Below are 24031 nucleotides of genomic sequence, written 5' to 3' on the forward strand. Positions count from 1 at the left end.
GTTTAACAGCAGATTAATCTAACTTAATCCAAGTATTTCCATTTTTATGAGAAGCCACAGTGCTTTCTATAAAATTAAGTCCTCTTACGCCATCCATCATTGTAGGAAACTCACCATCGTTATACTTTTGACCTCTTATTGCTTTAGCAACTCCTAAATAAATATTGGCCATAGAATCAAAAATACCTTCTGGGTGTCCTGGAGGAAGTTTTGTTCCACTTAATGATAATTCCGAATTATAGGCATGACCTGGTTTGTATACCTGCAAAGGTTTATCATCGGACATTACATATAAATAATTAGGGTTTTCTTGCTCCCATCTAAAGCCACCTTTATCGCCATAAATAGCAATTGCCAATCCGTTTTCTTCTCCTGTCGCTATCTGACTAGAACGTAAAACACCTTTTGCATTGCCATCAAAACGCACCAAAACGGTACCATCTATATCCATTTTATTGTCCTCATATAAATAGTTAAGGTCCGCCAAAATAGATTTTACTTTCATTCCAGTAGTAAACTCAATCATATTAAAAGCATGCACCCCAATATCACCCATACAACAGCTAATTCCCGCTTTTTCTGGATCTAAACGCCAAGTAGAAGCTCTTTTTGCTTTATCATGAATTACAGGATTTAACCACCCTTGATAATACCGCACATCTACTTTTTGAATATTCCCTAAGGCACCAGATTTAATCATCTCCCGCATTTGACGCACCATAGGATAGCCCGTATAGGTATGTGTAACAGCGAACACTGTTCTTGCTTTTTCTAATGTTGCTTGTAATATCTTAGCCTCGTTGTAAGTTGTTGTCATAGGTTTTTCACAAATTACACTAAACCCATTTTCCAAAAGCTTCTTAGCCATAGGAAAATGAAGAAAATTTGGTGTAAGTACAGAACAAACCTGAATACGTTTATCAGCAGGCAATTTCATTTCTTCAGCTATAAACGTATCAAAATCTTTATAGATTCTATCTGTTGGCACATCAATTTCTTTTGCAAATGCCAAATTATCTTCAAATTTTGGGTTAAAAACTGCACCTACAATTTCGTAATTATCATTAATCTGCGACGCTACTCGATGTAAAATACCTATAAGTGAATCGCCTCCACCACCTAAAATTCCTAATCTAATTTTCTTTGCCATATTTTATTTTTATTCTTTATACTCTATTTTCTCATTTTTAAACAATAACACGAACAATACTAGAACTCCCAAAGCAAAAATTCAAGGAACATCATAAAAGACAACTGAAACTTTACTTTTAAGTTCATAGGACGATTAAAACACTATTTAAAATTCATTTTTTACTATATACTATCTTCTGGCTATGCCGATTTTAACGCATCAGCATGATGATGGATTCTGTTTTTCTCTATTTTTTTACGAATAATAAATAAGATTCCGAATAAGATAATTAGAGTTACTGGAAAATATACCATAAAGCCAAGCACAGCTCTTCCTGCCTCAATATCTGCATCGCTACCCGTTAAACCAGAAGCAACCGCTGTAGCCTTTTCGGTATCAAGACGTGATCCTATTATCGGGTTCCAAATTGACGTGGCAAACATACCTGCACCACCTACCAGTGACATTCCTAACGCCCCTGTTTTTGAGGTGTATTCTGAAATAAAACCAATCATAGTTGGCCAGAAATAACAAACACCAAGTGCAAATAATGCTGCAGCAACATATATCATAGAACCTTCCGCAATACTCATAAAATAAATTGCAGAAGCAGTGATAATGGCCGACATAAATAATACGCCTATCGGGTTTAGTTTATGTACAATTGGGCCAGCAAAAAACCTTCCTAATGCCATAATTCCTGTAACTAATGCTAATACAAGCATAGGACTAGCACCCGAACTTCCTAAAATAGTTTCTACCCACTGTTGCGGAATAAATTCGGAGGTTGCAGTTAAAGTCATACAAACCATCATGAATAAAAACAAAGGATTTGCCAAGGCTTTAATATTAGACGATGTATTAGACTCAATATTCTCACTTTTAGGAAATTTCTGAGTGAATACTAAAAAGCCGTATATTAATGTAGGTATCAACATAGTAGCTATTTGCAATTGCCAGCTTAAGCCACCATCTGTCATAAACTTTGATACTAAAGATCCAATAACTAAACCGCCTGGAAACCACACATGAAATTTATTTAACATTGCTGTTCTGTTGTTTGTATACATATCAGCAATCATAGGATTACAGGCAGCTTCAACTGATCCGTTAGCAAAACCAATAAAAAATGTTGAAATAATTAAGGTCCAAAATCCATCGGCATAAATAGTAAGCACAAGCCCTAAAAGATGACAAATAAAAGCAATCGTCATTAATTTTTTGGCGCCAAGCGTATTATACAACAACCCTCCAATTAACATAGCCAAAGGAAATCCTAAAAAGGCCATACTATTGATCCAGCCTAATTCTTTATTAGATATCTCGAAATCCACACCAAGTTGCGTTAAGATTCCAGCTCTAATTGCAAAGGTCATTGAGGTAACGATCAGCGCTATACATGCTAAAAAGAATACCTTATTTTTGTTTACTTGTTCCATAATTTAGTAGTTGTTTTGGTTGTTTGTTTTAACGTTTATATACAATGTAATCTAATGACAATGGCTCGATAGTATTTAATCTAGATTCCATTGCAATTTGACCTCTATGATAGGTAGAATGGTTAATAATATGAAATAAAATATCTTGAATAGTATTGCTAAACTGACGATTTTCAGAATTTATATATTCAATTCGTTTCTCAAAATCCCCGGTATTTGTTACTATTTCAAATGAATTTCGTTGATTATCATAATGTAAATCTGCAAATTCGCTAGTTTGGTGTAATTGAAAAACACTGATCTTTTCTGGAATACCAAGAATTCTAGCATTCCAAATATGATGTGCATTTAGAATGTGACTAAAGAGCATACTATTTTTTTCAGTTTGCTTAATTTCTGGTAAGTTAAATTGGTCAATTAACTTTTTATTGCAGTAAAAATTATAATCAAATAACTCATTGAAGTAACTATTCATAAAAACGATTGGTTTGATTATTTTATGCCTTCTGCTGCTTTTAGTAATAACTGTTTAGTTGCTAAAATGCCTTCCTCTTCACTTAAAATATCTCCTTCATATTCAACACCTACAAAACCTTTGTATCCAGCATCATGTACAATTTGAAGCATTTTGGTATAATCTATTTTGGTTTCATTTCCTGAAGAATCAAAGTTATATGATTTTGCGCTTACTCCCTTTGCAAAAGGCATCAATTCTTTTATCCCCTGGTAAATATCGTATTCCTCTGCACATGGGCCATTATACACTGAACCATCTGCGCGTCTTAGACAAAAATTACCAAAATCAGGTAATGTGCCGCAATTTGGCATATTTACCTTTTCCATAATTTCAGCCAATTTAGCCCCATTAGAAGATAATCCCCCATGGTTTTCAACAATAATATTTATATTCTTTGCTTTAGCATAGTTAGCTAGTTGCGTTAATCCATCAACTGAATTAGCAATCCAATCTTCAGGGGTTTTGCTCCCTGCCAAATTAACTCTAATAGAATGACAGCCCATAGCCGCCGCGGCATCTACCCATTTGTAATGATTTTCAACAGCCGATTGACGTTCTTTTTTATCACTAGCCGCTAAATCTCCTTGGCCATCGATCATAATTAGTAGATTTTTCATGCCGTGTTTTTTACTCTCCGCATTACTTTTAGCTACAAATAAATCAATTGCTTCTTTGGAAAAATTAGATTTTTCTAGTTCCTTATTATATAATCCACTAACATATTCCAAACCTGTAAAACCCCAGCCTTTAGCCTTTTCTGCAAAGGTATATGGATCTACATTTTGCTCAAAAATCATTTTATGCATAGACCATTGTGCCAAAGACAATTCGAAAAAAGGCTCACTTTTTACGGATACTTCTTTTTCTACCTCTTTTTCTTGTTTTGATTGCTTATCCTCTTTACAAGAATTGAACAACAAAAAAACACACATACCGGTTAAAACTAATCCCTTTTTAATAATTGAATTGTGTTTCATATGGTTCAATTTTTGATTTTATTAATTTAACACCAAACTACAACGTTGTAGTGAGATATCGTCGTATTTTACGCGTTTAAATGTAAAAAATTAATTTTATATTTAATAAATTTACGAAATAAACAATTTTACCGCATGAGCAAATTTTTATATAATGAAGAACAAGAATCCTATGATGCGATTGTTGTTGGAACAGGTATAAGTGGTGGATGGGCTGCTAAAGAACTATGTGAAAACGGACTTAAAACTTTGGTTTTAGAACGTGGAAGAATGGTAACCCACATAAAAGATTACCCTACTGCAAATTTAGATGATTGGGATTTTCCGAATAATGGAGAATTACCAAAAGCAGAAGCCGACAAACAACTTAAACAAGCAAGAACAGGATATACGGTTAAAGCGCCTCACAATTTTTGGTTTGTAAACGATTTAGAACATCCTTACAATGAGATTAAAAGATTTGACTGGATGCGTGGCTATCACGTAGGCGGAAGATCTATTATGTGGGGTCGTCATAGTTACCGTTGGAGTGATATAGATTTTGAAGCAAATAAAAAAGATGGTATTGCTGTAGATTGGCCAGTACGTTATAAAGATATAGCACCTTGGTATGATAAGGTAGAATCTTATATTGGTGTAAGTGGTGAAAATTTAGGATTAGAACAACTACCTGACGGTCAATTTGGGCCTATGATGGAACTAAACTGTGTTGAACAAACACTTAGAGAAAAAGTTGCTGAAAATTTTGATGGAAGAGTGGTAACCGCTGGTAGAGTTGCACATATTACTGGAGACAAACAATTTGATGGAAGAAGCAAATGTCAGTTCAGAAACCGTTGTATTAGAGGTTGTCCTTTTGGAGCTTATTTTAGTAGTAATTCTTCTACATTACCAGCTGCTGAACGCACAGGGAATTTAACGCTTCGACCTGATTCCATCGTGGCAGAAGTCATTTACGACCCTAAAACCAAAAAAGCCTCAGGAGTAAAAGTAATTGATAGATTAACCAAAGAAGAATTAGTTTTTAATGCTAAGGTAATTTTCTTATGTGCTTCATCAATAGCATCCACTCAAATATTAATGCAATCTAAATCTGACCGTTTTCCTAATGGTTTAGGTAATGATTCTGACCAATTAGGTAGAAACATCATGGATCATCAATTAGGTGTAGGTGCCAATGGTAAATTTGATGGTTTTGAAGATAAATATTATAAAGGTCGTAAACCTAACGGTGTATATATTCCTCGTTTTAGAAATTTAGGTGGCGATACAGATCGAAAAGATTATATTCGTGGTTATGGGTATCAAGGTGGCGCAAGTAGAGGAAACTGGGAAGAATCTATAGCCGAATTATCTTTTGGTAAAGAATTAAAAGATAGTATTCTTAAACCTGGAGGTTGGACCATGGGAATCATGGGATTTGGTGAAGTTTTACCTTATCAAGAAAACAGAATGACCTTAGACTATGACAAATTAGATAGTTGGGGCTTACCAACCGTTACCTTTGATGCAGAGTTTAAAGAAAACGAATGGAAAATGCGTGAGGACATTAAGCAGCAAGCTGTTGAAATGTTAGAAAAAGCCGGATTTAGAGATGTAGAATCTTTCGATAACCCTGGCGCATTAGGATTGGGAATTCATGAAATGGGTACTGCTAGAATGGGTAGAGACCCAAAAACATCTGTATTGAATGGTAATAACCAAATACATGCAGTACCAAATGTATACGTTACAGATGGGGCTTTTATGACCTCAGCAAGTTGCGTAAACCCATCATTAACATATATGGCATTCACCGCTAGAGCAGCAAACCATGCCGCAGAACAACTTAAAAAAGGAAATATATAATGGATAGAAGAATCGCTCTCAAAAATATAGGTTTATCTTTTGGTTACATTGTAGCTACTCCAACAATTATAAGCTTAGTTCAAAGTTGTAAAGACCAGAATGTAGTAGAATGGACACCTAGTTTTTTAACTAAAGAAGAAGGATCTGTGTTATATAAACTGGTAGATATTATACTTCCAAAAACAGATACGCCTTCGGCAACTGAAGTAAACGTACACGTTTTTATTGATAAATATGCCCAAGAAATTATGGAGCCTAAACAACAGGCTTTCTTTAAAATGGCAATGAACAAATTTACCTCAAAAGCACTAAAAGATTCTGGAAAAGAAAAACTAGAAGACCTTGGTGTTGAAAATTTAGAAGCTGTTTTAGCCGATGCTTTAAAATATACCAAGGAAGATGAATTGAAGAATTTTAAAGTAATAAATGACTACAATACAGCGATTGAAGCTGGAGAGACCCCTGAACTAGAAGAAGGCGTGTCTAGATTTGCTTTTGCTACAAATCTAAGAGGTTTAGCTATTTGGAGCTATAAAACCTCAGAAAAAGTTGGAGAAGAAGTTTTAGCTTATTTACCAGTTCCAGGTGAATATATTGGCTGTGGAGACTTACAAACACTTACAGAAGGCAAAGCTTGGTCTATATAGACAGTTAAATTACCGATTTTCCAAAACAACCCTTTAATTATAGTTAATTCATAATTAAAGGGTTGTTTTTTTGTGTTTTTGAAAATTTTAACTTTTTTAAAAAATCTAAAATACATTTAAAGCACGTAGATATAGAAACCCCGAAAGTATTTTAAAATGGAAAATCATTTTATTATTTTAACTATATATATTGTTGCATGCATTGCCTCCATTGCATTAAAACCTTATATTAAAAAGTAAGTTTACGATACGTCTTAAACTAAAAATGCCCTAGAAAAATTTCTAGGGCATTTTTGTTTTTATTTAAAGACCAATTAAGAGCCACACATTAAACAATCGTCGTCAGCTTGACCTTCTTTAGCTCTCGCAATCATTTCCTTCATTTCAGCCGCTGTCATAGGCTGTATATCTACTTCTTGATCTGCAATTGGAGTTGCTTCTGCTTTTATCTCCTTTTGAGGAGCTGTAGCTACTGCTGCTATAACTTCAGCATCGGCAGCAACACTTACAGGCACTTCTTTCTTTTGTGTATTATCTAATGTAAATTTAATAGCATCTACTGCAGATTTTGTTCTTAAATAATACATACCAGTTTTTAAACCACTCTTCCATGCATAAAAATGCATTGATGTTAATTTTGAGTAATTTGCCCCCTCCATAAATAGGTTAAGAGACTGACTCTGATCTATGAAATATCCTCTTTGTCTAGACATGTCGATAATATCTTTCATGCTCAACTCCCAAACTGTTTTATAAAGTTCTTTAATATCTTGTGGAATTACATCAATATGCTGTACCGAACCATTCGCTCGCATTAGTTCTTGCTTCAAACTCTCGTTCCATAGTCCTAATTCTACTAAATCTTCAAGCAAGTGTTTATTTACTACAATAAACTCCCCAGAAAGTACTCTCCTGGTATAAATGTTTGAAGTATATGGTTCAAAGCACTCATTATTACCTAAAATTTGTGAAGTTGATGCTGTTGGCATTGGAGCCACCAATAACGAGTTTCTTACGCCATTTTTCTTTACCTCTTTACGTAATTTAGACCAATCCCATCTTCCTGATAGTTCTTCATCTTTTATTCCCCATAAATTATACTGGAATTCCCCTTGAGAAATTGGCGAACCTTTATAAGTTGAATACGGACCTTCTTCTTTGGCCATTTCCATAGATGCAGTAACAGCAGCAAAGTATAACGTTTCGAAAATTTCTTGATTCAATGCTTTAGCTTCATCACTTGTAAAAGGTAAACGCATCATTATAAAAGCATCAGCAAGTCCCTGCACACCTAATCCTATAGGTCTATGGCGCATGTTAGAATTCTCAGCTTCCTTTACAGGATAATAATTACGATCAATTACTTTATTTAAGTTTCTAGTAACACGCTTTGTAACTCTGAATAATTCTTTATGATCAAATTCTCCATTCTTTACAAACATTGGCAAAGCAATTGATGCCAAATTACACACCGCAACTTCATCTGGAGAAGTATACTCCATAATTTCAGTACATAAGTTTGATGAACGTATGGTACCAAGATTTTTTTGATTGCTCTTACGGTTAGCCGCATCTTTATACAACATGTAAGGTGTGCCTGTCTCTATTTGGGATTCTAAGATTTTCTCCCACAGCTCTCTTGCTTTTACCGTTTTACGACCTTTTTTCTCTGCTTCGTATTTTAAATACAATGCCTCAAATGCCTCACTATGGTTATTAAATAAGTTAGGGCATTCATTAGGGCACATTAGGGTCCAATCTTCATTGGCCTCCACCCTTTTCATGAATAAATCTGGAATCCACATAGCGTAGAACAAATCGCGAGCACGCATTTCTTCTTTACCATGGTTCTTTTTAAGATCTAAAAACTCATAAATATCTGCATGCCATGGCTCTACATAAATAGCAAAGCTACCTTTACGTTTTCCTCCTCCTTGATCTACATATCTTGCAGTGTCATTAAAGACTTGTAACATTGGCACAATTCCATTAGAAGTTCCGTTGGTACCCGCTATGTACGATCCTGTTGCTCTAACATTATGTATAGATAACCCAATACCTCCTGCAGATTGCGAAATTTTAGCAGTTTGCTTTAAGGTGTCGTAAATACCATCAATACTATCATCTTTCATTGCTAATAAAAAGCAAGAAGACATTTGAGGCTTTGGTGTGCCAGCATTAAATAAGGTTGGTGTAGCATGTGTAAAATACTTCTTCGACATTAACTCGTACGTTTCTATCGCAGCATCTATGTCATTTAAATGTATACCAACCGAAACACGCATTAACATATGCTGTGGACGTTCTGCTATTTTACCATTAATTTTAAGTAAGTAAGAACGCTCCAACGTTTTAAAACCGAAATAATCGTAGCCAAAATCGCGGTTGTAAATTATTGTTGAGTCTAGAACCTCCGCATTTTCCTCTATTACATTCATTACTTCATCAGAAATCAATGGAGATTTTTTGGTAGTTCTTGGGTTTACATATTCATACAAATCTTTCATTGTTTCTGTGAAAGATTTTTTTGTGTTTTTATGTAAATTAGAGACTGATATTCTAGCTGCCAATTTTGCATAATCAGGATGCGTAGTGGTCATTGTAGCAGCAATTTCCGCAGCAAGATTATCCAGTTCAGAAGTTGTAACACCATCATATAAACCTTCTATAACCCTCATTGAAACCTTAATAGGGTCAACAAGTTCATTAAGACCGTAACAAAGCTTACGAACTCTAGCCGTAATCTTGTCAAACATCATCGGTTCTTTTCTTCCGTCTCTTTTTAATACATACATGTGCTACAAATTTTTAGTGATACGTTGGTTAGGTCATGTCTTTTGCAAAACATAACAATTAGTGTTTATTAAAGTTTTCTTTCGGATAATCTGAAAGAAATAATGCGAAATTTTATTATTTTTTAGAAGTCTGCGTCAAAACTGATCTTCTGAGAATCAGAATCTTTATCAGAATTTAAGACTCCTGCTTTTTGATATTCTGAAACTCTCTTTTCAAAGAAATTGGTTTTCCCTTGTAAAGAAATCATATCCATAAAATCGAAAGGATTTGTTGAATTATAAACTTTATCACATTCTAATTCAACTAGTAATCTATCGGTAACAAACTCCAGATACTGCGTCATTAATTTGGCATTCATTCCAATAAGACTGGCAGGCAATGATTCTGTTATAAATTCTCTTTCTATGTTTAGTGCATCAACGATAATTTCGGTAATACGCTCTTTAGATACTTTATTTACAATATGATTTTTATGAAGATGAACAGCAAAATCACAATGCATACCTTCATCACGAGAAATTAACTCATTTGAAAATGTAAGACCAGGCATAAGACCTCTCTTCTTTAACCAGAAAATAGAACAAAAAGAACCCGAAAAGAAAATACCTTCAACTGCTGCAAAGGCGATTAGACGTTCTGCAAAACTTGGAGATTCTATCCATTTTAAAGCCCAATCTGCTTTTTTCTTAATTGCAGGGAAATTTTCTATGGCTTGAAAAAGAATTGTTTTCTCTTTCTCATCTTTTACATAGGTATCGATTAACAATGAATAGGTTTCTGAATGGATGTTCTCCATCATAATTTGGAAACCATAGAAAAATTTTGCTTCGGAGTATTGTACTTCATTTACAAAATTTTCAGCCAAATTTTCATTTACTATTCCGTCTGATGCTGCAAAGAATGCCAAAATATGCTTAATAAAGTATTTTTCATCATCATTTAGCTTATTATTCCAGTCATTCAAATCTTCATGCAAATCTATTTCTTCAGCAGTCCAAATACAAGCTTCTTGCTTTTTATACCATTCCCACAAATCGTTATGTTGAATTGGAAAAATAACAAATCTATCCTTGTTTTCTTGTAAAATTGGTTCTACTGCTGACATATTCTTGTTCTGTTTTATAATTATCATGTTCGAGTTGAAAAACTCTCTAGATGGGCTAACAAAGATTAGAAAATATCGCGGGTAAATAAAGCCCAATTACCCTTTTATAACACAAAGTTTTTAACACGGATTGTTGAAATCTAACCTTAGAAGTGATGTTTGTTGACCTTAGGTATAAATATAAAATTCAACATAATTTTTATAATAAAAAAAAGACCAAAAAGTATGTTTTTAAATACTCCTTGGTCTTTTTTAAGAACCACTATAATTTAAGAAAATTCTTTGCAATCCTGCCAAACCATACCATTCTTCAGATATTGATTTTTCATACCAATTAACAAACTTATTGGTTTAGGAAGTTCCCCCCGAAACCTAAAAACCAAACGTAACAGAATTTAAAAATTCAGGTGTTTAGTTAATTGTTATTCTATAAATATCGTTCCGCTAATGCTAGCGACACATATCCTAACTATTAATATGCATCTATAGAACGGTAGTATAGGCTTGACAGTTTTCTTTGCAAAAAAATTATATATTACATTTATTTGTTAGCACTAGCTATAAAATCTCCTTGAACAATAATAGATTCCCCATTATAATCTTCCAATTTTAAATCTATATAACCAGTTGCCAATTCATTATTTATTTTAGTAATCTTTACTTTACCCTTTTCAACATAATAAGGTAATTCTTTAGATTTTATCATATTCAAATACCCAAAAACACCACTTATTTTAGCAAACTCATCGTCATCTTCATTCTTGAGCTTAACTTTATAAGTACCAACTTCAAAGTTTTCACTGTTATCTTTAGAAATTATAATTTCGAACTTATTGTCTAGATTATTATCCAATACTAGATTTAAAGTAGCATAAGAACTACCCCTATTGGTAGTTTCCACTGAAGTAGCAAAGTGCATAACTCCATTAATATTAGTATTTAATGCTCCAGAAAATTGAAGGTTATACGGATTTGGCCCTGAACTATTACTATTTAAAAAGCTAGATGAAGGAAAATATGAAGTAAGGCTCATAAATACCAAAGCACAGCCAAAAAAATTCAGAATAAAAATTATAATTTTCTTGTTAGTCATAATCCCCAACTCAAATGCTATTAATTTTGTGTTTCACTTAAAGCAATTAATGCTTTTGTGTTTTGGTGTTCCGTATTGTTATCGGTAAGAACAGCAATCGTTATAACAATTATCAAAACGATAAATAAAATAAATGATTTTTGCATGACCTTATTTTAAAATTATTAATATAGTTTAATACCTAAATTCAATTTTTTCAAAAATGCCTTTCGGGGTTTAACGTTCCATTAAAAATTTTACCGAGACTAAATTATAAGAAAACTAGCGGTAATAATTTCGTAATGTGCCAATGGTGAAGAAAACTGTATAAATGGTAAAAGAGTTAAATTTTCTTAAAAAATGATAATTCAATAACAAAAGAGTCTATTTCATTAATTATATTGATTTTTACCCAATTGCACTTAAAATCTAACCATTGATACATAACATTTTATTTAAAAACTTAGAACTAGTATTTTTGATTACATTTATTCCCCTATGTTAGAAGCAGTAATCGTAGACGACGAAACCAAAGCCCTCCAAAGTTTAACTTGGGAACTTACCAATTTCAGTGATGAGATCAAGGTTGTTGCATCATTTACCAACCCTTTAGAAGCTTTAGCTTATCTAGATAATAGTGAAAACACCCCAGATTGTCTTTTTCTAGATATTGAAATGCCAACAATGGATGGATTTCAATTTATTCAAAAACTAAAAAACAAAGATTTTCCTGTGGTAATTACCACAGCATATAATCAATACGCCATAAAAGCATTAAAGAATGAAGCTATTGACTATTTGTTGAAACCAATTGATTCTGATGATTTAAATGACACTATTTTAAAAATCAAGAAATTTAATTCTAGAACCGTTACTGCAGAGCGCTTAGAAAAAATTCTTCTTAACTTTAACACTGCATCTATTCAGAAAAAAATAACCATTAATACTGATGGTAAACTGGTTTTTCTGCAAAGCGATGAAATACTCTATGTTGAATCTGATGGGAACTACAGCACCATTTTTTTAACAGATGGACACAAAATAGTACTTACTAAAAAATTAAAAGAAGTTAATGAAATTCTGCCATCGGATACGTTCTACAGAATTCATAATTCATACATAATAAATCTTAACAAAATAAAAGAATTTATTAAAACCGATGGATACATTGTTTTGGAAACCAACCATAAAATACCGGTGTCCCGTCAAAAAAAATCTGACTTTTTAGATCTGCTTTAAAAAAGCCTATGCGATATCGAATTATAAGAAACATAAAGCTTTATAATCCTATTGCAAAAAAAACATTTGCGCTTCTGGCATTGTTCTGTGCTTTTTTGGCTTTTTCTCAAGAACAAAAAATCTCTGAATCTTTTAGAAAAACAGCAGATGACCTAATTCTTAAGGCTCCAGTAATTTACGCTGAAATAGACATAGTCTTAAGACCTTATAGATCGGACACCATTTTAATGCGCTCGTTTGCAAATTTGTCAGCAAAAAAAAACTATTTCCCTGGACAATCGTATGCATTAAATCAACTAGGAACAAAATACCGAAATACATCGCAATACAGTGCAGCCATAATGCTGCATAAAGAAGCTCTAGACGCAGCAACAAAGGCAAATAATCTTGAATTAAAAGTTTTTAGCTTAAACATGCTTAGCGTTGTATATCGTAGAATGGATGCTATAAAAACTGCATTAGACTACGCTCAAGAAGCACTAGAATTAGCTGAAACAGTAGAAAACCCATCTGAAGGCTTAAAAAGAAGTATAAATGTTTCGCTAAATGGTATTGGAAATATATATCAAACTTTAAAACAATATACTGTTGCTATTGAAACATTTAAAAAATCTTTATCTTTTGAAGAAAAACTCAACAATAAGTTAGGACTAGCCATTAACAATCAAAATATTGGAGAATGCTATGAAGAGTTGGGGCAATTAAACTTAGCCTTAAATTACTTTAGAAAATCTTTAGCATTTAACGAAGAGATTGATAATAATATGGGTAGGGTTATTTGCAATAACAGTATTGCCCAAGTTTATATTAAACAAAAAAAATTACAGCCTGCATTACGAATCTTAGAATCTACTTTAAAACAATCTATAGCTTTAGGTGACAAATATTTTACCTCGTCTGTGTACATAAATCTAGGATGGGTTTTAATGGAACTTGAACAATTTGAGGCCTCTGAAAAAAATCTTCTTGAAGGTATTCGGCTGGCTGTAAAGCATAATTTAAACGGGTCGCAAGCCACGGGATATAAACTATTATCAGATCTTTTTGCCAAACAAGAAGATTTTGCAAAGTCTTTAGAATATTATAAAAAGGCAAAAACTATTGACGAAGTTCTTATGAACGAAACCAATGTTAGGTATGTAAATGACATTCTATTTAAGTACGATACTGAGAAAAAAAACAATCAAATACAGGCTCTTGCCCGTGAAAATGAATTAGTGCGACTTAAACTTAGAAAAAACGAAAACACCTTTCTTGTGAGTACGCTTCTTTTGGCATTATTAGCGTTGATTTTATATATTCTTTACCGGCAGTACCAACTAAAAAACGAAAAGAAATTATTGACACTAGAACAGAGCATGCTTAGAAGTCAAATGAATCCACATTTTCTTTTCAATTCCTTAAACTCCATTAAACTTTACATAATAAACAATGAAAAAAAGAACGCTGTTTATTACTTAAATAAGTTTTCCAAATTGGTTCGTAAAATTTTAGAAGCCTCTTCCTTAAAAGAAATTTCCTTATCCGAAGAACTAGAAACCATAGAACTTTACATGAATATTGAAAATATTAGGTTTTCCAATGAAATAAAGTTTAAAATAGAAATTGAGGAAGGTATAGATACGGAGTTAATAAAAATACCATCACTAATTTTGCAACCATTTTTAGAAAATGCAATATGGCATGGTTTGTCATCAAAAGAAGGTGATAAAAGCATATGGATTGAGGTAAAAAAAGAGAATGATTATTTTACCGCCATATCCATTTATGATAACGGTATAGGTAGAGCAGCCGCCGAAGTTATTAAAGAAAATAAAGTATTAAAAAGAAAATCTATAGGTATTGATATTACCAAAGAACGTCTTGCTAATTTCTCTAAAGATTACGAAAACTCTTTTGATTTTAAAATGGTAGATTTATTTGATGATAATAACAACCCGAATGGCACAAAAGTAACCATTCACATCCCTACTATTTAGTCATATCAGTTGCTACGCTTTCTAACTCAGCATACCATTTTTTTCCAAACTTTCTAATTAGCGCATCTTTTACAAACTTGTAAATAGGCACTTTAAGTTCAGCACCCAAACTACAGGCAGGATCACAAATTTCCCATTTATGATAATTTACAGCGGTGAATTCTGTATACTCACGAATCCGTACTGGATATAAATGACAAGAAACCGGTTTTTTCCATTTGGTAACGCCCGCATTATAGGCATCTTCTAATCCGCACTTAGCTGTGCCATTATCCGAAAAAACCACATAAGCACATTCACTCCCATTAACCAATGGCGTTTCCCATTCTCCGTCTTCGCCTTTAACAAATGCCCCTTCCTTTTCAATCACGGCAATTCCTTCTGGTCTTAAAAAGGGTTTTACATCTTTATAAATATCTACTAATATTTCTGTTTCTTTATCTTCCAGAGGAGCCCCTGCGTCACCATCAATACAACAAGCACCTTTGCATGCTGTTAAATTGCAAACAAAGTCGTTTTCTATTATCTCCTCAGAGATTAAAGTTTTACCTATCTGAAACATATGATTTTTTAAGTTTGGCAAAGATACTTTTTATTGATTTTAATTTAGCTTAAAACATCTAATACTTGAATTTAACCGTAAATTTGCAAAGAAATTTTTACTATGGAGTTACATTTTAATATTAAGGAAATTGCAACCGCCTCAATGGTATTATTTGCGGTAATTGATATTCTTGGTAGTATTCCAATTATTATTGGATTACGTAATAAAGTTGGGCACATTCATTCAGAAAAAGCTTCTATTGTTGCAGCTATTATAATGGTCGCCTTTTTATTTGTTGGTGAAGAAATATTGAAATTAATTGGCATTGATGTAAATTCATTTGCTGTAGCAGGTGCTTTTATCATCTTTTTTCTTGCTATTGAAATGATCTTAGGAATTAGCCTTTATAGAGATGACGCCCCAGAAAGCGCCTCTATTGTGCCTATTGCCTTTCCCTTAATTGCTGGTGCAGGTACTATGACTTCTATTTTATCATTACGTGCCGAATACTACGTAGAAAATATAATAGTAGCCATTATCATAAATATTATTTTTGTTTATTTGGTATTAAAATCATCCAAAAAAATAGAAAAAGCACTCGGCAAAACAGGTTTGAGTGTTATAAGAAAAGTATTTGGCGTTATTCTATTAGCTATAGCCGTAAAATTATTTACATCAAATATAAATCAGCTTTTTTAGGTGATTAAACAAACCATGAATATTACAGTATGAATAAAATTGTAAGTATTATTTTAATACTAATAGCCCTAGCATTAATCACCTATAATGCTACGCTTTTAGACTTTAACAACTTATTTAAAGGGGATAGTATTATTGCATTGATAGGCATCGTTGCTGCCTTATGTGCAATTGTTCTCTTGGTTATTTTTATGCTTTCAAAAAAGATCCAAAAAAAGATGGATGACAATTAATTATTGTCCTCCTTCTTTTCGTCTTTTTGCCTAATTATAGGGCGTTCAAGTTCTTGAACTTTAATTAGCATAGGGTCATCTTGTCCTTTTATTATAGCATACGCATTTGGATTGTAAATCTGTTCTGCGATTGATGCTTTTAAATAAAGTTTAATCTTGTCTTCATATTCATAATAGTTCATCGAAGATTCCTCTTGATTACTAAATAACTGCATGTAGTTAATGAACTTTTCAAACAAAATATCATCAACTTTAAATTTTCCAACAAAATCTTTTTCTGAATAATCATTATACCTATTTCTATCTTCCTCTAAATGGTTAAATATAAATCTCGACATGATACCTCCACTCTCTAAAAAGCTAATAGCTTCTTCGCCATAACCTTGAATAGGCACAAAAATATCGGGAATTATTCCACCGCCACCATAAACTACTTTTCCTTTAGGTGTTTTAAATTTTAACGAGTCGGCAACTTTAATACTATCTACCGAGACTAACTCACCAGTCGTATATCTATCCGTAAATTTCTGATAGTAATCTTTATTTCCTTTGGCATAATCTTTTTGAATAGATCTGCCTGTTGGCGTATAATACCTTGCAATGGTTAGTCTTACTGCTGATCCATCACCAAGTTCCATTTCGCGCTGTACCAAACCTTTGCCAAAAGATCGTCTTCCCACAATGGTACCTATATCATTATCCTGTAGAGCGCCAGCGATAATTTCACTTGCTGAGGCCGAACGTTCATTAATTAGCACATATATTGGCTTGTTTTCAAAGCTTCCTTTTTTAGTAGCATATGTACTATCTATTTGCCCTTTTTTATTTTTTGTAAACAAAATTAATTGGTGATCTTTTAGAAACTCATCTGCCATTTGCTCAGCAATACCTAAGTATCCACCAGGATTATCTCTTAAATCTAAGGTAAGTTTTAAAGCACCTTGCTTTTGTAAATTGGTAAGTGCTGTTTTAAATTCTTTATACGTAGATTCGGCAAACCGGTTCACCTTTATATATCCCATATCCCGTGTGAGCATATATGATGCTTCTACACTTTTTAAAGGCACATTGTCTCTTGTAATTGTTACTGTAAAGGTTTTGTCATCTTTTTTACGGTAAATTTTTAGTTTTACAGGAGTACCTTTTTTACCTTTTAACTTATCTATTATTACATCGTTAGGCAATTTTTGACCAAATAGTGCCACATTATCTGCCATTAAAATACGATCTCCTGGTTCTATTCCTTTATTATAACTAGGACCATCTTCTATGGTGCGCACCACAGAAATAGTATCATTTTCCATAAAAAAACTAATACCAATTCCCACAAAATCTCCTTTCATATTTTCGGAAACTTTGGCCATATCTTTTTTAGGAATATAAACTGAATGTGGGTCTAATTTGTCTAAAATATTATTCACCGCAACATCAACAATACTATCCGTATTAATCTCGTCTACATATTCATAATCTATGTAGTCAATAAGTCGATTTAGTTTGTCCTTTTTAGAATTGGTCGTAAACAATTTTTCGGGCGAATCATTAAAATGAAGCTTCCCACCAATAAAGACACCCACGGCTAAAGTTGCCGCAAGAATAGTTGGCCATAAATACTGTTGTTTCTTCTTCATTTATAACGTGTGTACCTAAGAATTTTCTTTAATGTCTGGCATATGCACCAATACAACACCAGCCTTTTCTAGAAACTGTAATCCCGAATCATCTTTATATGCGTTTTGGTATACCACGCGTTTTATTCCAGATTGATGTATTAATTTACTGCACTCTTTGCATGGTGATAAAGTAATATATAGAGTTGCGCCATTACACGATTGTGTAGAAGATGCTACTTTAGATATTGCGTTAGCTTCTGCGTGCAAAACATACCATTTTGTATATCCCTCTTCATCTTCACAATGATTTTCAAAACCTGTTGGAGTACCGTTGTAACCATCGGAAATAATCATTCTATCTTTTACAATAATTGCGCCAACCTGCTTTCTTTTACAAAAAGATAACTTTCCCCACTCACTGGCCATTCTTAAATAGGCCTTATCATACTTTTTTTGCTTAATATCTTTCATAAACACGCCAATGGTAGTAATGCAATTTTTTAATTAAGCTACTAAGATACCTGCTTTACACTACCCTTACAACCGCTAATGGTTAATTTTAAGTGAAAAATTAATTGGGAAAGGTATTGATTAGTAAGGGTATAGTTATTAATAAAACGATTACTGAAGCAATTATGATATAAAGTGGCTGTTTTATTTTTGCCATAGTCTGTACTACATAGGCCAAAAGAAGTCCTGCAAGAACTATAATTAGTTGCGAGATTTCAATACCTGTAGCGAACCCTATCAGAGGTGTTACTTTATCCTCTTCTTCAGCCATTAACATTTTAAAATAATTTGAAAATCCGAAGCCGTGTATTAAACCAAAAAATGCCGTAGCTAAGCCATGTAATAATACACTTTTACGATCTATTTTAGCATTTACATAGAGTATATTAAATACCGCCGTAAAAAATATGGTTACTGGTATTAAAAACTCAATTAAACTTACATCTACCGTAAAAACATTGTAAGTAGACAAGGCCAAAGAAAGACAATGTGTTAAGGTGAAAATTGTAGCTAAAACAAGCACTTTTTGCCAACTTTTAAACGTAAATGGAATTACTAATGCTGTTAAAAACAAAATATGGTCATAAGCAGAAAAATCGAGCACATGCTCTAAACCTAGTTGTATATAAAAAACAAAATCTTCCATATTAAAATCTCCTTATGTAGTTGTACTAATTTTATTAGTTAATTCCTCGCTCTTTTTGAATGGTTTCATAAGCTATTTGCACTTCTTTAAACTTTTCCTCAGCACCTTTCTTAATAGCTTCATCTTCATTATTAACACGGTCCGGATGGTATTTTTTAGCCATAGTTCTATAGGCCTTTTTAACCTCATCATCAGATGCTGATTTTTCGATCTCTAAAATCTTGTACGCATTGTCTGCAGATTTTATAAACATGGCTTTAATACTTTCAAAATCTTGCATTCCAATTCTTAAGTAACCAGCAATTTCTTGAATCTTATTAATCTCTGCAGGACTCACAGAACCATCTGCTTGAGCAATACCAAATAAAAAATGAACTAATTGTAATCGAACCTCAACGCGTGTACGTAGGTTCATATAATCACAAATTCTTTGCGTAGATATTTCTCTTTTCTTGATTACTTCATTAAAAGTTCTAAAAATGGCGTTCGCTTTATCTTTGCCATAGGTACTCACAAAATAGCGCTGAACATAGTCCATTTCGCTTTGCGAAACTTTACCATCTGCTTTAATAACTACAGAACATAATGACAATAGATTTAGCTCAAAATCAGCAGGACTCACCGAACCACTCTTTTGCGTAGCGATTACCGATCTAGTTCCACTAAATATTTTCTGAATTAAATAAAATATTAGAATAAAAAATATCCATTTCATGTTTTACACAATTTTGCGCCAAAGATATAATTTTCAAATGCAAAAAATAGTGTAATGAAAAGTTAAGGCGTAAAGAAGAACTACGACAAAATGGTTATCTTTGAAAACTTTTATAAATTGATAAAAATAAAATTATGTATCCTGCAGAATTAGTAAAACCGATGAGAGAAGACCTAGCATCTGCTGGGTTTGAAGAATTACATACCGCTGAAGCCGTAGAAAAAGCAATAAATGCTGAAGGCACAACATTAGTTGTAGTAAATTCTGTTTGTGGCTGTGCTGCTGCAAATGCAAGACCTGCTGCTAAATTTAGCTTAACAAATAGCAAAAAACCTGATCATATTGTTACGGTTTTTGCTGGAGTAGATTTTGAAGCTGTAGATAAAGCAAGAAGTTTAATGGTACCTTTTCCTCCTTCATCGCCAAGTATGGCTTTGTTTAAAGATGGAGAGTTAGTTCATATGATTGAACGTCATCATATTGAAGGAAGACCAGCAGAAGTAATCGCAGAAAATTTAATGGCTGCTTATAACGAATTCTGTTCATAAGCCAAGCTTAATCGTTTATTGAAAAATAGACCTTAAAAATTCTTTCATAAAACCGTTCTTTAAAAGAGCGGTTTTTTATTTTTGTAGCATGCAAAAAATACTCGCATATCCGCTTAGCGCCATTTACCTGACTTGTTTTGGGTTGTGTTTATTGGTTTTTCATCCAATACAATGGATTTCATTTAACGTTTTTGGTTACAACACCCTAAAAAAGGCTGTTAGTATTTTAAATCTATGTCTAATACGTTGTTCCCATATATTAGGTACAACTTATACATTTGATAATCCCCATACTATTCCAACAAATAGGCCATTAATAATTGTAGCAAATCATCAAAGCATGCATGATATTCCACCTATAATCTGGTGGATGCACAAACATCATCCAAAGTTCGTAAGCAAAATAGAATTAGGTAAAGGTATTCCTAGCGTATCTTATAATCTTGTTCATGGGGGTTCTGTGTTAATCGACAGAAAAGATAGCAAACAGGCGTTAGGGCAAATAATGAAATTAGGGAAATATATTGAGGAACATAATAGAAGTGCTGTAATTTTTCCTGAAGGAACAAGAAGTAGAACAGGCCACCCGAAACCTTTCCAAACTACAGGGCTTAAAGTTTTAATGAAACAGGCACCATCAGCATTAATTGTACCTATTAGCATTAATAATTCTTGGAAAATGCTGCGCTACGGTAAGTTTCCAAATGGTCTCGGGAATCATATTACTTTTAAGGTTCATGAACCGCTTGAAAACACTGGAAATAGTGAAGAATTAATAGCAAAGGTAGAAGAAATTGTCACTAAAGGCGTAACATCATTTAAATGACCAATACCGAAATTGTAGAAGAAACCATTGCCTTTGTAAAAGAAACATTGCAAGGTGCTGAAGGTGGTCACGATTGGTTCCATATTCAACGTGTTTTTAAAACCTCTCTTTTAATCGCCAAAGACGAGAAAAATATCAATATTCTTGTAGTTAGTTTAGGGGCATTATTACATGATATTGCCGATGCAAAATTTCATAATGGCGATGAAACAGTTGGTCCTAAATTGGCCCATACGTTCTTAACTTCAATTCAGGTTAATGCGGATGTAATTGCCCAGGTAATTCAAATAATTGAGAATATCTCATTTAAAAAATCACTAGAGAAAACTACTCCTAATTTTAATTCCATTGAGCTCCAAGTAATTCAAGACGCTGATCGCTTAGATGCCATTGGCGCCATAGGTATCGCAAGAGCATTTAATTACGGAGGCTTTAAAAATAGAGCACTTTACGACCCTAATATTGCGCCAAATTTAAAAATGACTAAAGAAGAATATAAAAAATCTTCTGCGCCTACAATTAATCATTTTTATGAAAAGCTACTACTTTTAAAAGACAAAATGAACACCAAAACTGGTAAAAAATTAGCAGCTGAAAGACATCAATTTATGATGAACTATTTAGAGCAATTTTATAGCGAATGGAATGGCACTCCATTAGAAAGGAATAGCTAAATACAATGAACTTAACTTAAATAATTTTTGTAACTTGATTGAGATAATTCAACTAACTCATCTTAATCATGCAAAGAAGAAAATTCATTAAAAATGCTGCCGCTGCAACAGCAGCATTCTCGATTGTCCCCAGTTTTGTTTTAGGTAAAAATCATGTTCCACCAAGTGATACACTTTATATGGCTGGATTTGGAATTGGAGGTCGTGGAGGCGGCGTTATTAATGACTTAACGAATACGAAAAAAGTAAAATTTGTAGCGTATTGTGATGTGGATTATAGACAGGTTGTTCCTAGTCAAAAATTACACCCAAATGCCAAACTATATAAAGATTTTAGAACGATTTACGATAAACATTTAAGTGAAATTGATGCCATTATGGTCGCCACACCAGACCACACTCATGCGACAATTGCATTACCATTTATGCGCGCCAAAAAACATGCTTATGTTGAAAAACCCTTAACGCACAATATTCACGAAGCTCGACTAATGACCAATGTTGCGAAAGAAAACGGCATTGTTACCCAAATGGGAAATCAAGGTGCTTCTAGCGATGGTAGCCGACAAGCAAAAGAATGGATAGATTCTGGTATCATCGGAAAAATATATAAAGTAGATTGTTGGACAAACAGACCTGTATGGCCGCAAGGAATTCCTTTGCCAAATGGTGGCGATCCTATTCCAAAAGAGTTAGATTGGGACCTATGGTTAGGCCCTGCTAAAGACAGACCTTATTATGCTGGTTATTTGCCTTTTAAATGGCGTGGCTGGTGGGATTTTGGTACGGGCGCGCTAGGTGATATGGGATGCCATATTATGGAAACACCTTTTAGCACCCTTGGTTTAGGGTATCCTACAGAAGCAGAAGCAAGTTGTACAACCAATTGGGTTGGCGATTTTGTGGAGGCAGATTACCCAGAATCCTGCCCAGCATCATCCATAGTGCGATTAAAATTTAATACCAAAGAACATGGCGATATTGCATTGAATTGGTATGATGGTGGACTTAAACCAGATCTGCCAGATGAATTAAAAAATGATGAAACTATTGGTGACTCTGGTGGTGGTAGTATTTTTTATGGTACCAAAGGTATATTGGTAACCGATACCTACTCTAGAAATGCACGTTTATTACCTTCAGAAACCATGGCACTTTTCAATCCGCCAAAACCAACATTAACAAGAATAGAAGGTGATACCTCTGGCCACGCCATGAATTTTGTAAATGGATGTTTAAATGGCACTCCAACCTCATCAGATTTTGCTAAATCTGGGCCTTTAACAGAAGCGGTACTTATGGGGAATTTAGCCATAAAAGCCTACCAATACAAAGAACTAATCCCTGGTAAAAAAATTGGAGATTGGGAGCCATATGCTTACCCTGGTAGACGTAAAATTTTATGGGATGGAGAAAACATGCGTGTCACCAATTACGATAAAGCCAATGATTGGGTAAAAGGAAATTACAGAAAAGGATGGGAACTTAAATAAAATATAGATTTTAAAATACTTAAAAAGGCTTGGCGTAATTGCCAAGCCTTTTTTGCATTATTTAATTACAATTTCCATCTACATCACATGATTCGCCTGCTTTATCAACAGTTAGCAATGTTAATTTTTCATTGGTATAATTTTTCCATGCTTTTTCAAGAGCCTCTGCAAATACCTCGGTAGGCTGTGCTCCAGATATGCCAAATTTATGATCTAAAACAAAAAAGGGCACCCCAGAAATACCCAAATTCCTAGCTTCCAATTCATCTTGCCTAACTTCATAAGTATATTCATCAGAAGCCAATAAAGCAGCTACTTTCTCTTTATTTAAACCTACTTGAACAGCTAAATCAAGGAGCACAGATGCATCGTCTATATTTTTGCCTTGTTCTAACTGTGCTTTTAATAAGGTTTCTTTTGTTTTATCCGCTAAATCTTCGGTTTTCGAATAATATAACAATCGATGTGCGTTTAAGGAGTTTGCTATTACCCCTTGTTCTACATTAAAGTGTAAACCAACTTCACTAGCCATTTTGGAAACACGATCAAACATACCCAATGCAGTATCCCTATCTACATTTTTATTTTCCATAAAATACTCCGTGTAATCTACCTCTGGTTGTGTTTCTAAATAGGGGTCTAATTCAAAACTCTTCCATTCTACCGTAATTTTATCTTTATGTGGAAAATTTGCCAAAGCTGCTTCGAACTTTCTTTTTCCGATGTAACAAAATGGACATCTTATATCTGACCAAATACTTACTTTCATAGTTTTATTT

Annotated in this window: 24 protein-coding genes; 10 read left to right on the forward strand and 14 right to left on the reverse strand. The window is 33.4% G+C overall.

Translation table 11 applies throughout. The features are described 5' to 3' along the window. Positions 1 to 13: 13 nt before the first annotated feature. From B8963_RS03100 to B8963_RS03115, 4 genes are all read right to left on the reverse strand, one after another. On the reverse strand, positions 14 to 1150 hold the full coding sequence (locus tag B8963_RS03100; protein ID WP_084059933.1) for a Gfo/Idh/MocA family protein: 1137 nt from the start codon (positions 1148 to 1150) through the stop codon (positions 14 to 16). A 182-nt stretch (positions 1151 to 1332) separates the two neighbouring features. Further along, positions 1333 to 2571 (reverse strand): MFS transporter, encoded by a 1239-nt coding sequence (locus B8963_RS03105; RefSeq protein WP_084059934.1) that lies wholly within the window; start codon positions 2569 to 2571, stop codon positions 1333 to 1335. A gap of 28 nt (positions 2572 to 2599) precedes the next feature. Continuing rightward, entirely contained in the window at positions 2600 to 3046 is a 447-nt protein-coding gene (locus tag B8963_RS03110) for a DinB family protein (RefSeq protein WP_084059935.1), read from the reverse strand. Between the two features lie 17 nt (positions 3047 to 3063). After that, positions 3064 to 4065 carry a sugar phosphate isomerase/epimerase family protein gene (locus B8963_RS03115; protein WP_084059936.1) on the reverse strand — a complete coding sequence of 334 codons (1002 nt, stop codon included), beginning with the start codon at positions 4063 to 4065 and terminating at the stop codon, positions 3064 to 3066. Positions 4066 to 4200: 135 nt separating this feature from the next. On the opposite strand from B8963_RS03115, the gene B8963_RS03120 reads away from it, so the two are divergent. Both B8963_RS03120 and B8963_RS03125 read left to right on the forward strand, forming a co-directional pair. After that, a complete protein-coding gene (locus tag B8963_RS03120) occupies positions 4201 to 5913 on the forward strand; it encodes a GMC oxidoreductase (RefSeq protein WP_084059937.1) in 1713 nt (570 codons plus the stop codon). Continuing rightward, entirely contained in the window at positions 5913 to 6560 is a 648-nt protein-coding gene (locus B8963_RS03125) for a gluconate 2-dehydrogenase subunit 3 family protein (protein WP_084059938.1), read from the forward strand. The genes B8963_RS03120 and B8963_RS03125 overlap by 1 nt, the downstream gene beginning before the upstream one ends. A 314-nt stretch (positions 6561 to 6874) precedes the next feature. On the opposite strand, the gene B8963_RS03130 is transcribed toward B8963_RS03125, so the two are convergent. The 4 genes from B8963_RS03130 to B8963_RS16145 all read right to left on the reverse strand — a co-directional run bounded on the left by B8963_RS03130 (position 6875) and on the right by B8963_RS16145 (position 11700). Continuing rightward, the gene (locus tag B8963_RS03130; protein ID WP_084059939.1) at positions 6875 to 9355 is read right to left on the reverse strand and encodes a ribonucleoside-diphosphate reductase subunit alpha; all 2481 of its coding nucleotides are present in this window, start codon (positions 9353 to 9355) and stop codon (positions 6875 to 6877) included. 122 nt (positions 9356 to 9477) lie between these two features. After that, positions 9478 to 10461: a ribonucleotide-diphosphate reductase subunit beta gene (locus B8963_RS03135; protein ID WP_084060704.1), complete on the reverse strand. Its 984-nt coding sequence runs from the start codon at positions 10459 to 10461 to the stop codon at positions 9478 to 9480. Between the two features lie 541 nt (positions 10462 to 11002). Next, on the reverse strand, positions 11003 to 11494 hold the full coding sequence (locus tag B8963_RS03140) for a hypothetical protein (protein WP_159447271.1): 492 nt from the start codon (positions 11492 to 11494) through the stop codon (positions 11003 to 11005). Between the two features lie 80 nt (positions 11495 to 11574). Continuing rightward, positions 11575 to 11700, reverse strand: a complete 126-nt coding sequence (locus tag B8963_RS16145) for a hypothetical protein (RefSeq protein WP_262487887.1) — start codon at positions 11698 to 11700, stop codon at positions 11575 to 11577. A 331-nt stretch (positions 11701 to 12031) separates the two neighbouring features. Here B8963_RS16145 and B8963_RS03145 point away from each other — a divergent pair, with 331 nt between their 5' ends. Next, on the forward strand, positions 12032 to 12772 hold the full coding sequence (locus B8963_RS03145) for a LytR/AlgR family response regulator transcription factor (RefSeq protein WP_084059941.1): 741 nt from the start codon (positions 12032 to 12034) through the stop codon (positions 12770 to 12772). Between the two features lie 8 nt (positions 12773 to 12780). Then, on the forward strand, positions 12781 to 14751 hold the full coding sequence (locus B8963_RS03150; protein WP_084059942.1) for a tetratricopeptide repeat-containing sensor histidine kinase: 1971 nt from the start codon (positions 12781 to 12783) through the stop codon (positions 14749 to 14751). Here the strand turns inward: B8963_RS03150 and B8963_RS03155 are convergent. After that, positions 14744 to 15313 (reverse strand): DUF3109 family protein, encoded by a 570-nt coding sequence (locus B8963_RS03155; RefSeq protein WP_084059943.1) that lies wholly within the window; start codon positions 15311 to 15313, stop codon positions 14744 to 14746. The genes B8963_RS03150 and B8963_RS03155 overlap by 8 nt on opposite strands. Positions 15314 to 15415: 102 nt before the next feature. On the opposite strand from B8963_RS03155, the gene B8963_RS03160 reads away from it, so the two are divergent. After that, entirely contained in the window at positions 15416 to 15994 is a 579-nt protein-coding gene (locus tag B8963_RS03160) for a MarC family protein (protein WP_084059944.1), read from the forward strand. 29 nt (positions 15995 to 16023) lie between these two features. Then, a complete protein-coding gene (locus B8963_RS03165; protein WP_084059945.1) occupies positions 16024 to 16227 on the forward strand; it encodes a hypothetical protein in 204 nt (67 codons plus the stop codon). On the opposite strand, the gene B8963_RS03170 is transcribed toward B8963_RS03165, so the two are convergent. The 4 genes from B8963_RS03170 to B8963_RS03185 all read right to left on the reverse strand — a co-directional run bounded on the left by B8963_RS03170 (position 16224) and on the right by B8963_RS03185 (position 19711). Continuing rightward, complete coding sequence (locus B8963_RS03170; protein ID WP_084059946.1) at positions 16224 to 17858, reverse strand: S41 family peptidase; 1635 nt, start codon at positions 17856 to 17858, stop codon at positions 16224 to 16226. The two genes, B8963_RS03165 and B8963_RS03170, sit on opposite strands and share 4 nt — an antisense overlap. A 15-nt stretch (positions 17859 to 17873) precedes the next feature. Further along, entirely contained in the window at positions 17874 to 18311 is a 438-nt protein-coding gene (locus B8963_RS03175) for a deoxycytidylate deaminase (RefSeq protein ID WP_084059947.1), read from the reverse strand. A 100-nt stretch (positions 18312 to 18411) separates the two neighbouring features. Beyond that, positions 18412 to 18996 (reverse strand): HupE/UreJ family protein, encoded by a 585-nt coding sequence (locus tag B8963_RS03180; RefSeq protein ID WP_084059948.1) that lies wholly within the window; start codon positions 18994 to 18996, stop codon positions 18412 to 18414. 34 nt (positions 18997 to 19030) lie between these two features. After that, positions 19031 to 19711, reverse strand: coding sequence for a tellurite resistance TerB family protein (locus tag B8963_RS03185; RefSeq protein WP_084059949.1), 681 nt, complete (start codon positions 19709 to 19711; stop codon positions 19031 to 19033). 134 nt (positions 19712 to 19845) lie between these two features. Here B8963_RS03185 and B8963_RS03190 point away from each other — a divergent pair, with 134 nt between their 5' ends. The 4 genes from B8963_RS03190 to B8963_RS03205 all read left to right on the forward strand — a co-directional run bounded on the left by B8963_RS03190 (position 19846) and on the right by B8963_RS03205 (position 23252). Then, positions 19846 to 20259, forward strand: a complete 414-nt coding sequence (locus B8963_RS03190; protein ID WP_084059950.1) for a BrxA/BrxB family bacilliredoxin — start codon at positions 19846 to 19848, stop codon at positions 20257 to 20259. Between the two features lie 88 nt (positions 20260 to 20347). Next, complete coding sequence (locus B8963_RS03195) at positions 20348 to 21085, forward strand: lysophospholipid acyltransferase family protein (protein WP_084059951.1); 738 nt, start codon at positions 20348 to 20350, stop codon at positions 21083 to 21085. After that, positions 21082 to 21759: an HD domain-containing protein gene (locus B8963_RS03200; protein ID WP_084059952.1), complete on the forward strand. Its 678-nt coding sequence runs from the start codon at positions 21082 to 21084 to the stop codon at positions 21757 to 21759. The genes B8963_RS03195 and B8963_RS03200 overlap by 4 nt, the downstream gene beginning before the upstream one ends. 68 nt (positions 21760 to 21827) lie before the next feature. Beyond that, on the forward strand, positions 21828 to 23252 hold the full coding sequence (locus B8963_RS03205) for a Gfo/Idh/MocA family protein (RefSeq protein WP_084059953.1): 1425 nt from the start codon (positions 21828 to 21830) through the stop codon (positions 23250 to 23252). Positions 23253 to 23313: 61 nt separating this feature from the next. Here the strand turns inward: B8963_RS03205 and B8963_RS03210 are convergent, their stop codons facing one another. Continuing rightward, positions 23314 to 24021: a DsbA family oxidoreductase gene (locus tag B8963_RS03210; protein ID WP_084059954.1), complete on the reverse strand. Its 708-nt coding sequence runs from the start codon at positions 24019 to 24021 to the stop codon at positions 23314 to 23316. Positions 24022 to 24031: the final 10 nt, after the last annotated feature.

It is taken from the genome of Cellulophaga tyrosinoxydans (assembly GCF_900176415.1).
GTDB classification, from domain to species: Bacteria; Bacteroidota; Bacteroidia; order Flavobacteriales; family Flavobacteriaceae; genus Cellulophaga; species Cellulophaga tyrosinoxydans.

What these genes read in the sequence shown, in the direction of transcription:
- B8963_RS03100 (WP_084059933.1), bottom strand. Translation starts at nt 1,150, where the DNA reads ATGGCAAAGAAAATTAGATTAGGAATTTTAGGTGGTGGAGGCGATTCA.
- B8963_RS03105 (WP_084059934.1), bottom strand. Translation starts at nt 2,571, where the DNA reads ATGGAACAAGTAAACAAAAATAAGGTATTCTTTTTAGCATGTATAGCG.
- B8963_RS03110 (WP_084059935.1), bottom strand. Translation starts at nt 3,046, where the DNA reads ATGAATAGTTACTTCAATGAGTTATTTGATTATAATTTTTACTGCAAT.
- B8963_RS03115 (WP_084059936.1), bottom strand. Translation starts at nt 4,065, where the DNA reads ATGAAACACAATTCAATTATTAAAAAGGGATTAGTTTTAACCGGTATG.
- B8963_RS03120 (WP_084059937.1), top strand. Translation starts at nt 4,201, where the DNA reads ATGAGCAAATTTTTATATAATGAAGAACAAGAATCCTATGATGCGATT.
- B8963_RS03125 (WP_084059938.1), top strand. Translation starts at nt 5,913, where the DNA reads ATGGATAGAAGAATCGCTCTCAAAAATATAGGTTTATCTTTTGGTTAC.
- B8963_RS03130 (WP_084059939.1), bottom strand. Translation starts at nt 9,355, where the DNA reads ATGTATGTATTAAAAAGAGACGGAAGAAAAGAACCGATGATGTTTGAC.
- B8963_RS03135 (WP_084060704.1), bottom strand. Translation starts at nt 10,461, where the DNA reads ATGTCAGCAGTAGAACCAATTTTACAAGAAAACAAGGATAGATTTGTT.
- B8963_RS03140 (WP_159447271.1), bottom strand. Translation starts at nt 11,494, where the DNA reads ATGAGCCTTACTTCATATTTTCCTTCATCTAGCTTTTTAAATAGTAAT.
- B8963_RS16145 (WP_262487887.1), bottom strand. Translation starts at nt 11,700, where the DNA reads ATGCAAAAATCATTTATTTTATTTATCGTTTTGATAATTGTTATAACG.
- B8963_RS03145 (WP_084059941.1), top strand. Translation starts at nt 12,032, where the DNA reads ATGTTAGAAGCAGTAATCGTAGACGACGAAACCAAAGCCCTCCAAAGT.
- B8963_RS03150 (WP_084059942.1), top strand. Translation starts at nt 12,781, where the DNA reads ATGCGATATCGAATTATAAGAAACATAAAGCTTTATAATCCTATTGCA.
- B8963_RS03155 (WP_084059943.1), bottom strand. Translation starts at nt 15,313, where the DNA reads ATGTTTCAGATAGGTAAAACTTTAATCTCTGAGGAGATAATAGAAAAC.
- B8963_RS03160 (WP_084059944.1), top strand. Translation starts at nt 15,416, where the DNA reads ATGGAGTTACATTTTAATATTAAGGAAATTGCAACCGCCTCAATGGTA.
- B8963_RS03165 (WP_084059945.1), top strand. Translation starts at nt 16,024, where the DNA reads ATGAATAAAATTGTAAGTATTATTTTAATACTAATAGCCCTAGCATTA.
- B8963_RS03170 (WP_084059946.1), bottom strand. Translation starts at nt 17,858, where the DNA reads ATGAAGAAGAAACAACAGTATTTATGGCCAACTATTCTTGCGGCAACT.
- B8963_RS03175 (WP_084059947.1), bottom strand. Translation starts at nt 18,311, where the DNA reads ATGAAAGATATTAAGCAAAAAAAGTATGATAAGGCCTATTTAAGAATG.
- B8963_RS03180 (WP_084059948.1), bottom strand. Translation starts at nt 18,996, where the DNA reads ATGGAAGATTTTGTTTTTTATATACAACTAGGTTTAGAGCATGTGCTC.
- B8963_RS03185 (WP_084059949.1), bottom strand. Translation starts at nt 19,711, where the DNA reads ATGAAATGGATATTTTTTATTCTAATATTTTATTTAATTCAGAAAATA.
- B8963_RS03190 (WP_084059950.1), top strand. Translation starts at nt 19,846, where the DNA reads ATGTATCCTGCAGAATTAGTAAAACCGATGAGAGAAGACCTAGCATCT.
- B8963_RS03195 (WP_084059951.1), top strand. Translation starts at nt 20,348, where the DNA reads ATGCAAAAAATACTCGCATATCCGCTTAGCGCCATTTACCTGACTTGT.
- B8963_RS03200 (WP_084059952.1), top strand. Translation starts at nt 21,082, where the DNA reads ATGACCAATACCGAAATTGTAGAAGAAACCATTGCCTTTGTAAAAGAA.
- B8963_RS03205 (WP_084059953.1), top strand. Translation starts at nt 21,828, where the DNA reads ATGCAAAGAAGAAAATTCATTAAAAATGCTGCCGCTGCAACAGCAGCA.
- B8963_RS03210 (WP_084059954.1), bottom strand. Translation starts at nt 24,021, where the DNA reads ATGAAAGTAAGTATTTGGTCAGATATAAGATGTCCATTTTGTTACATC.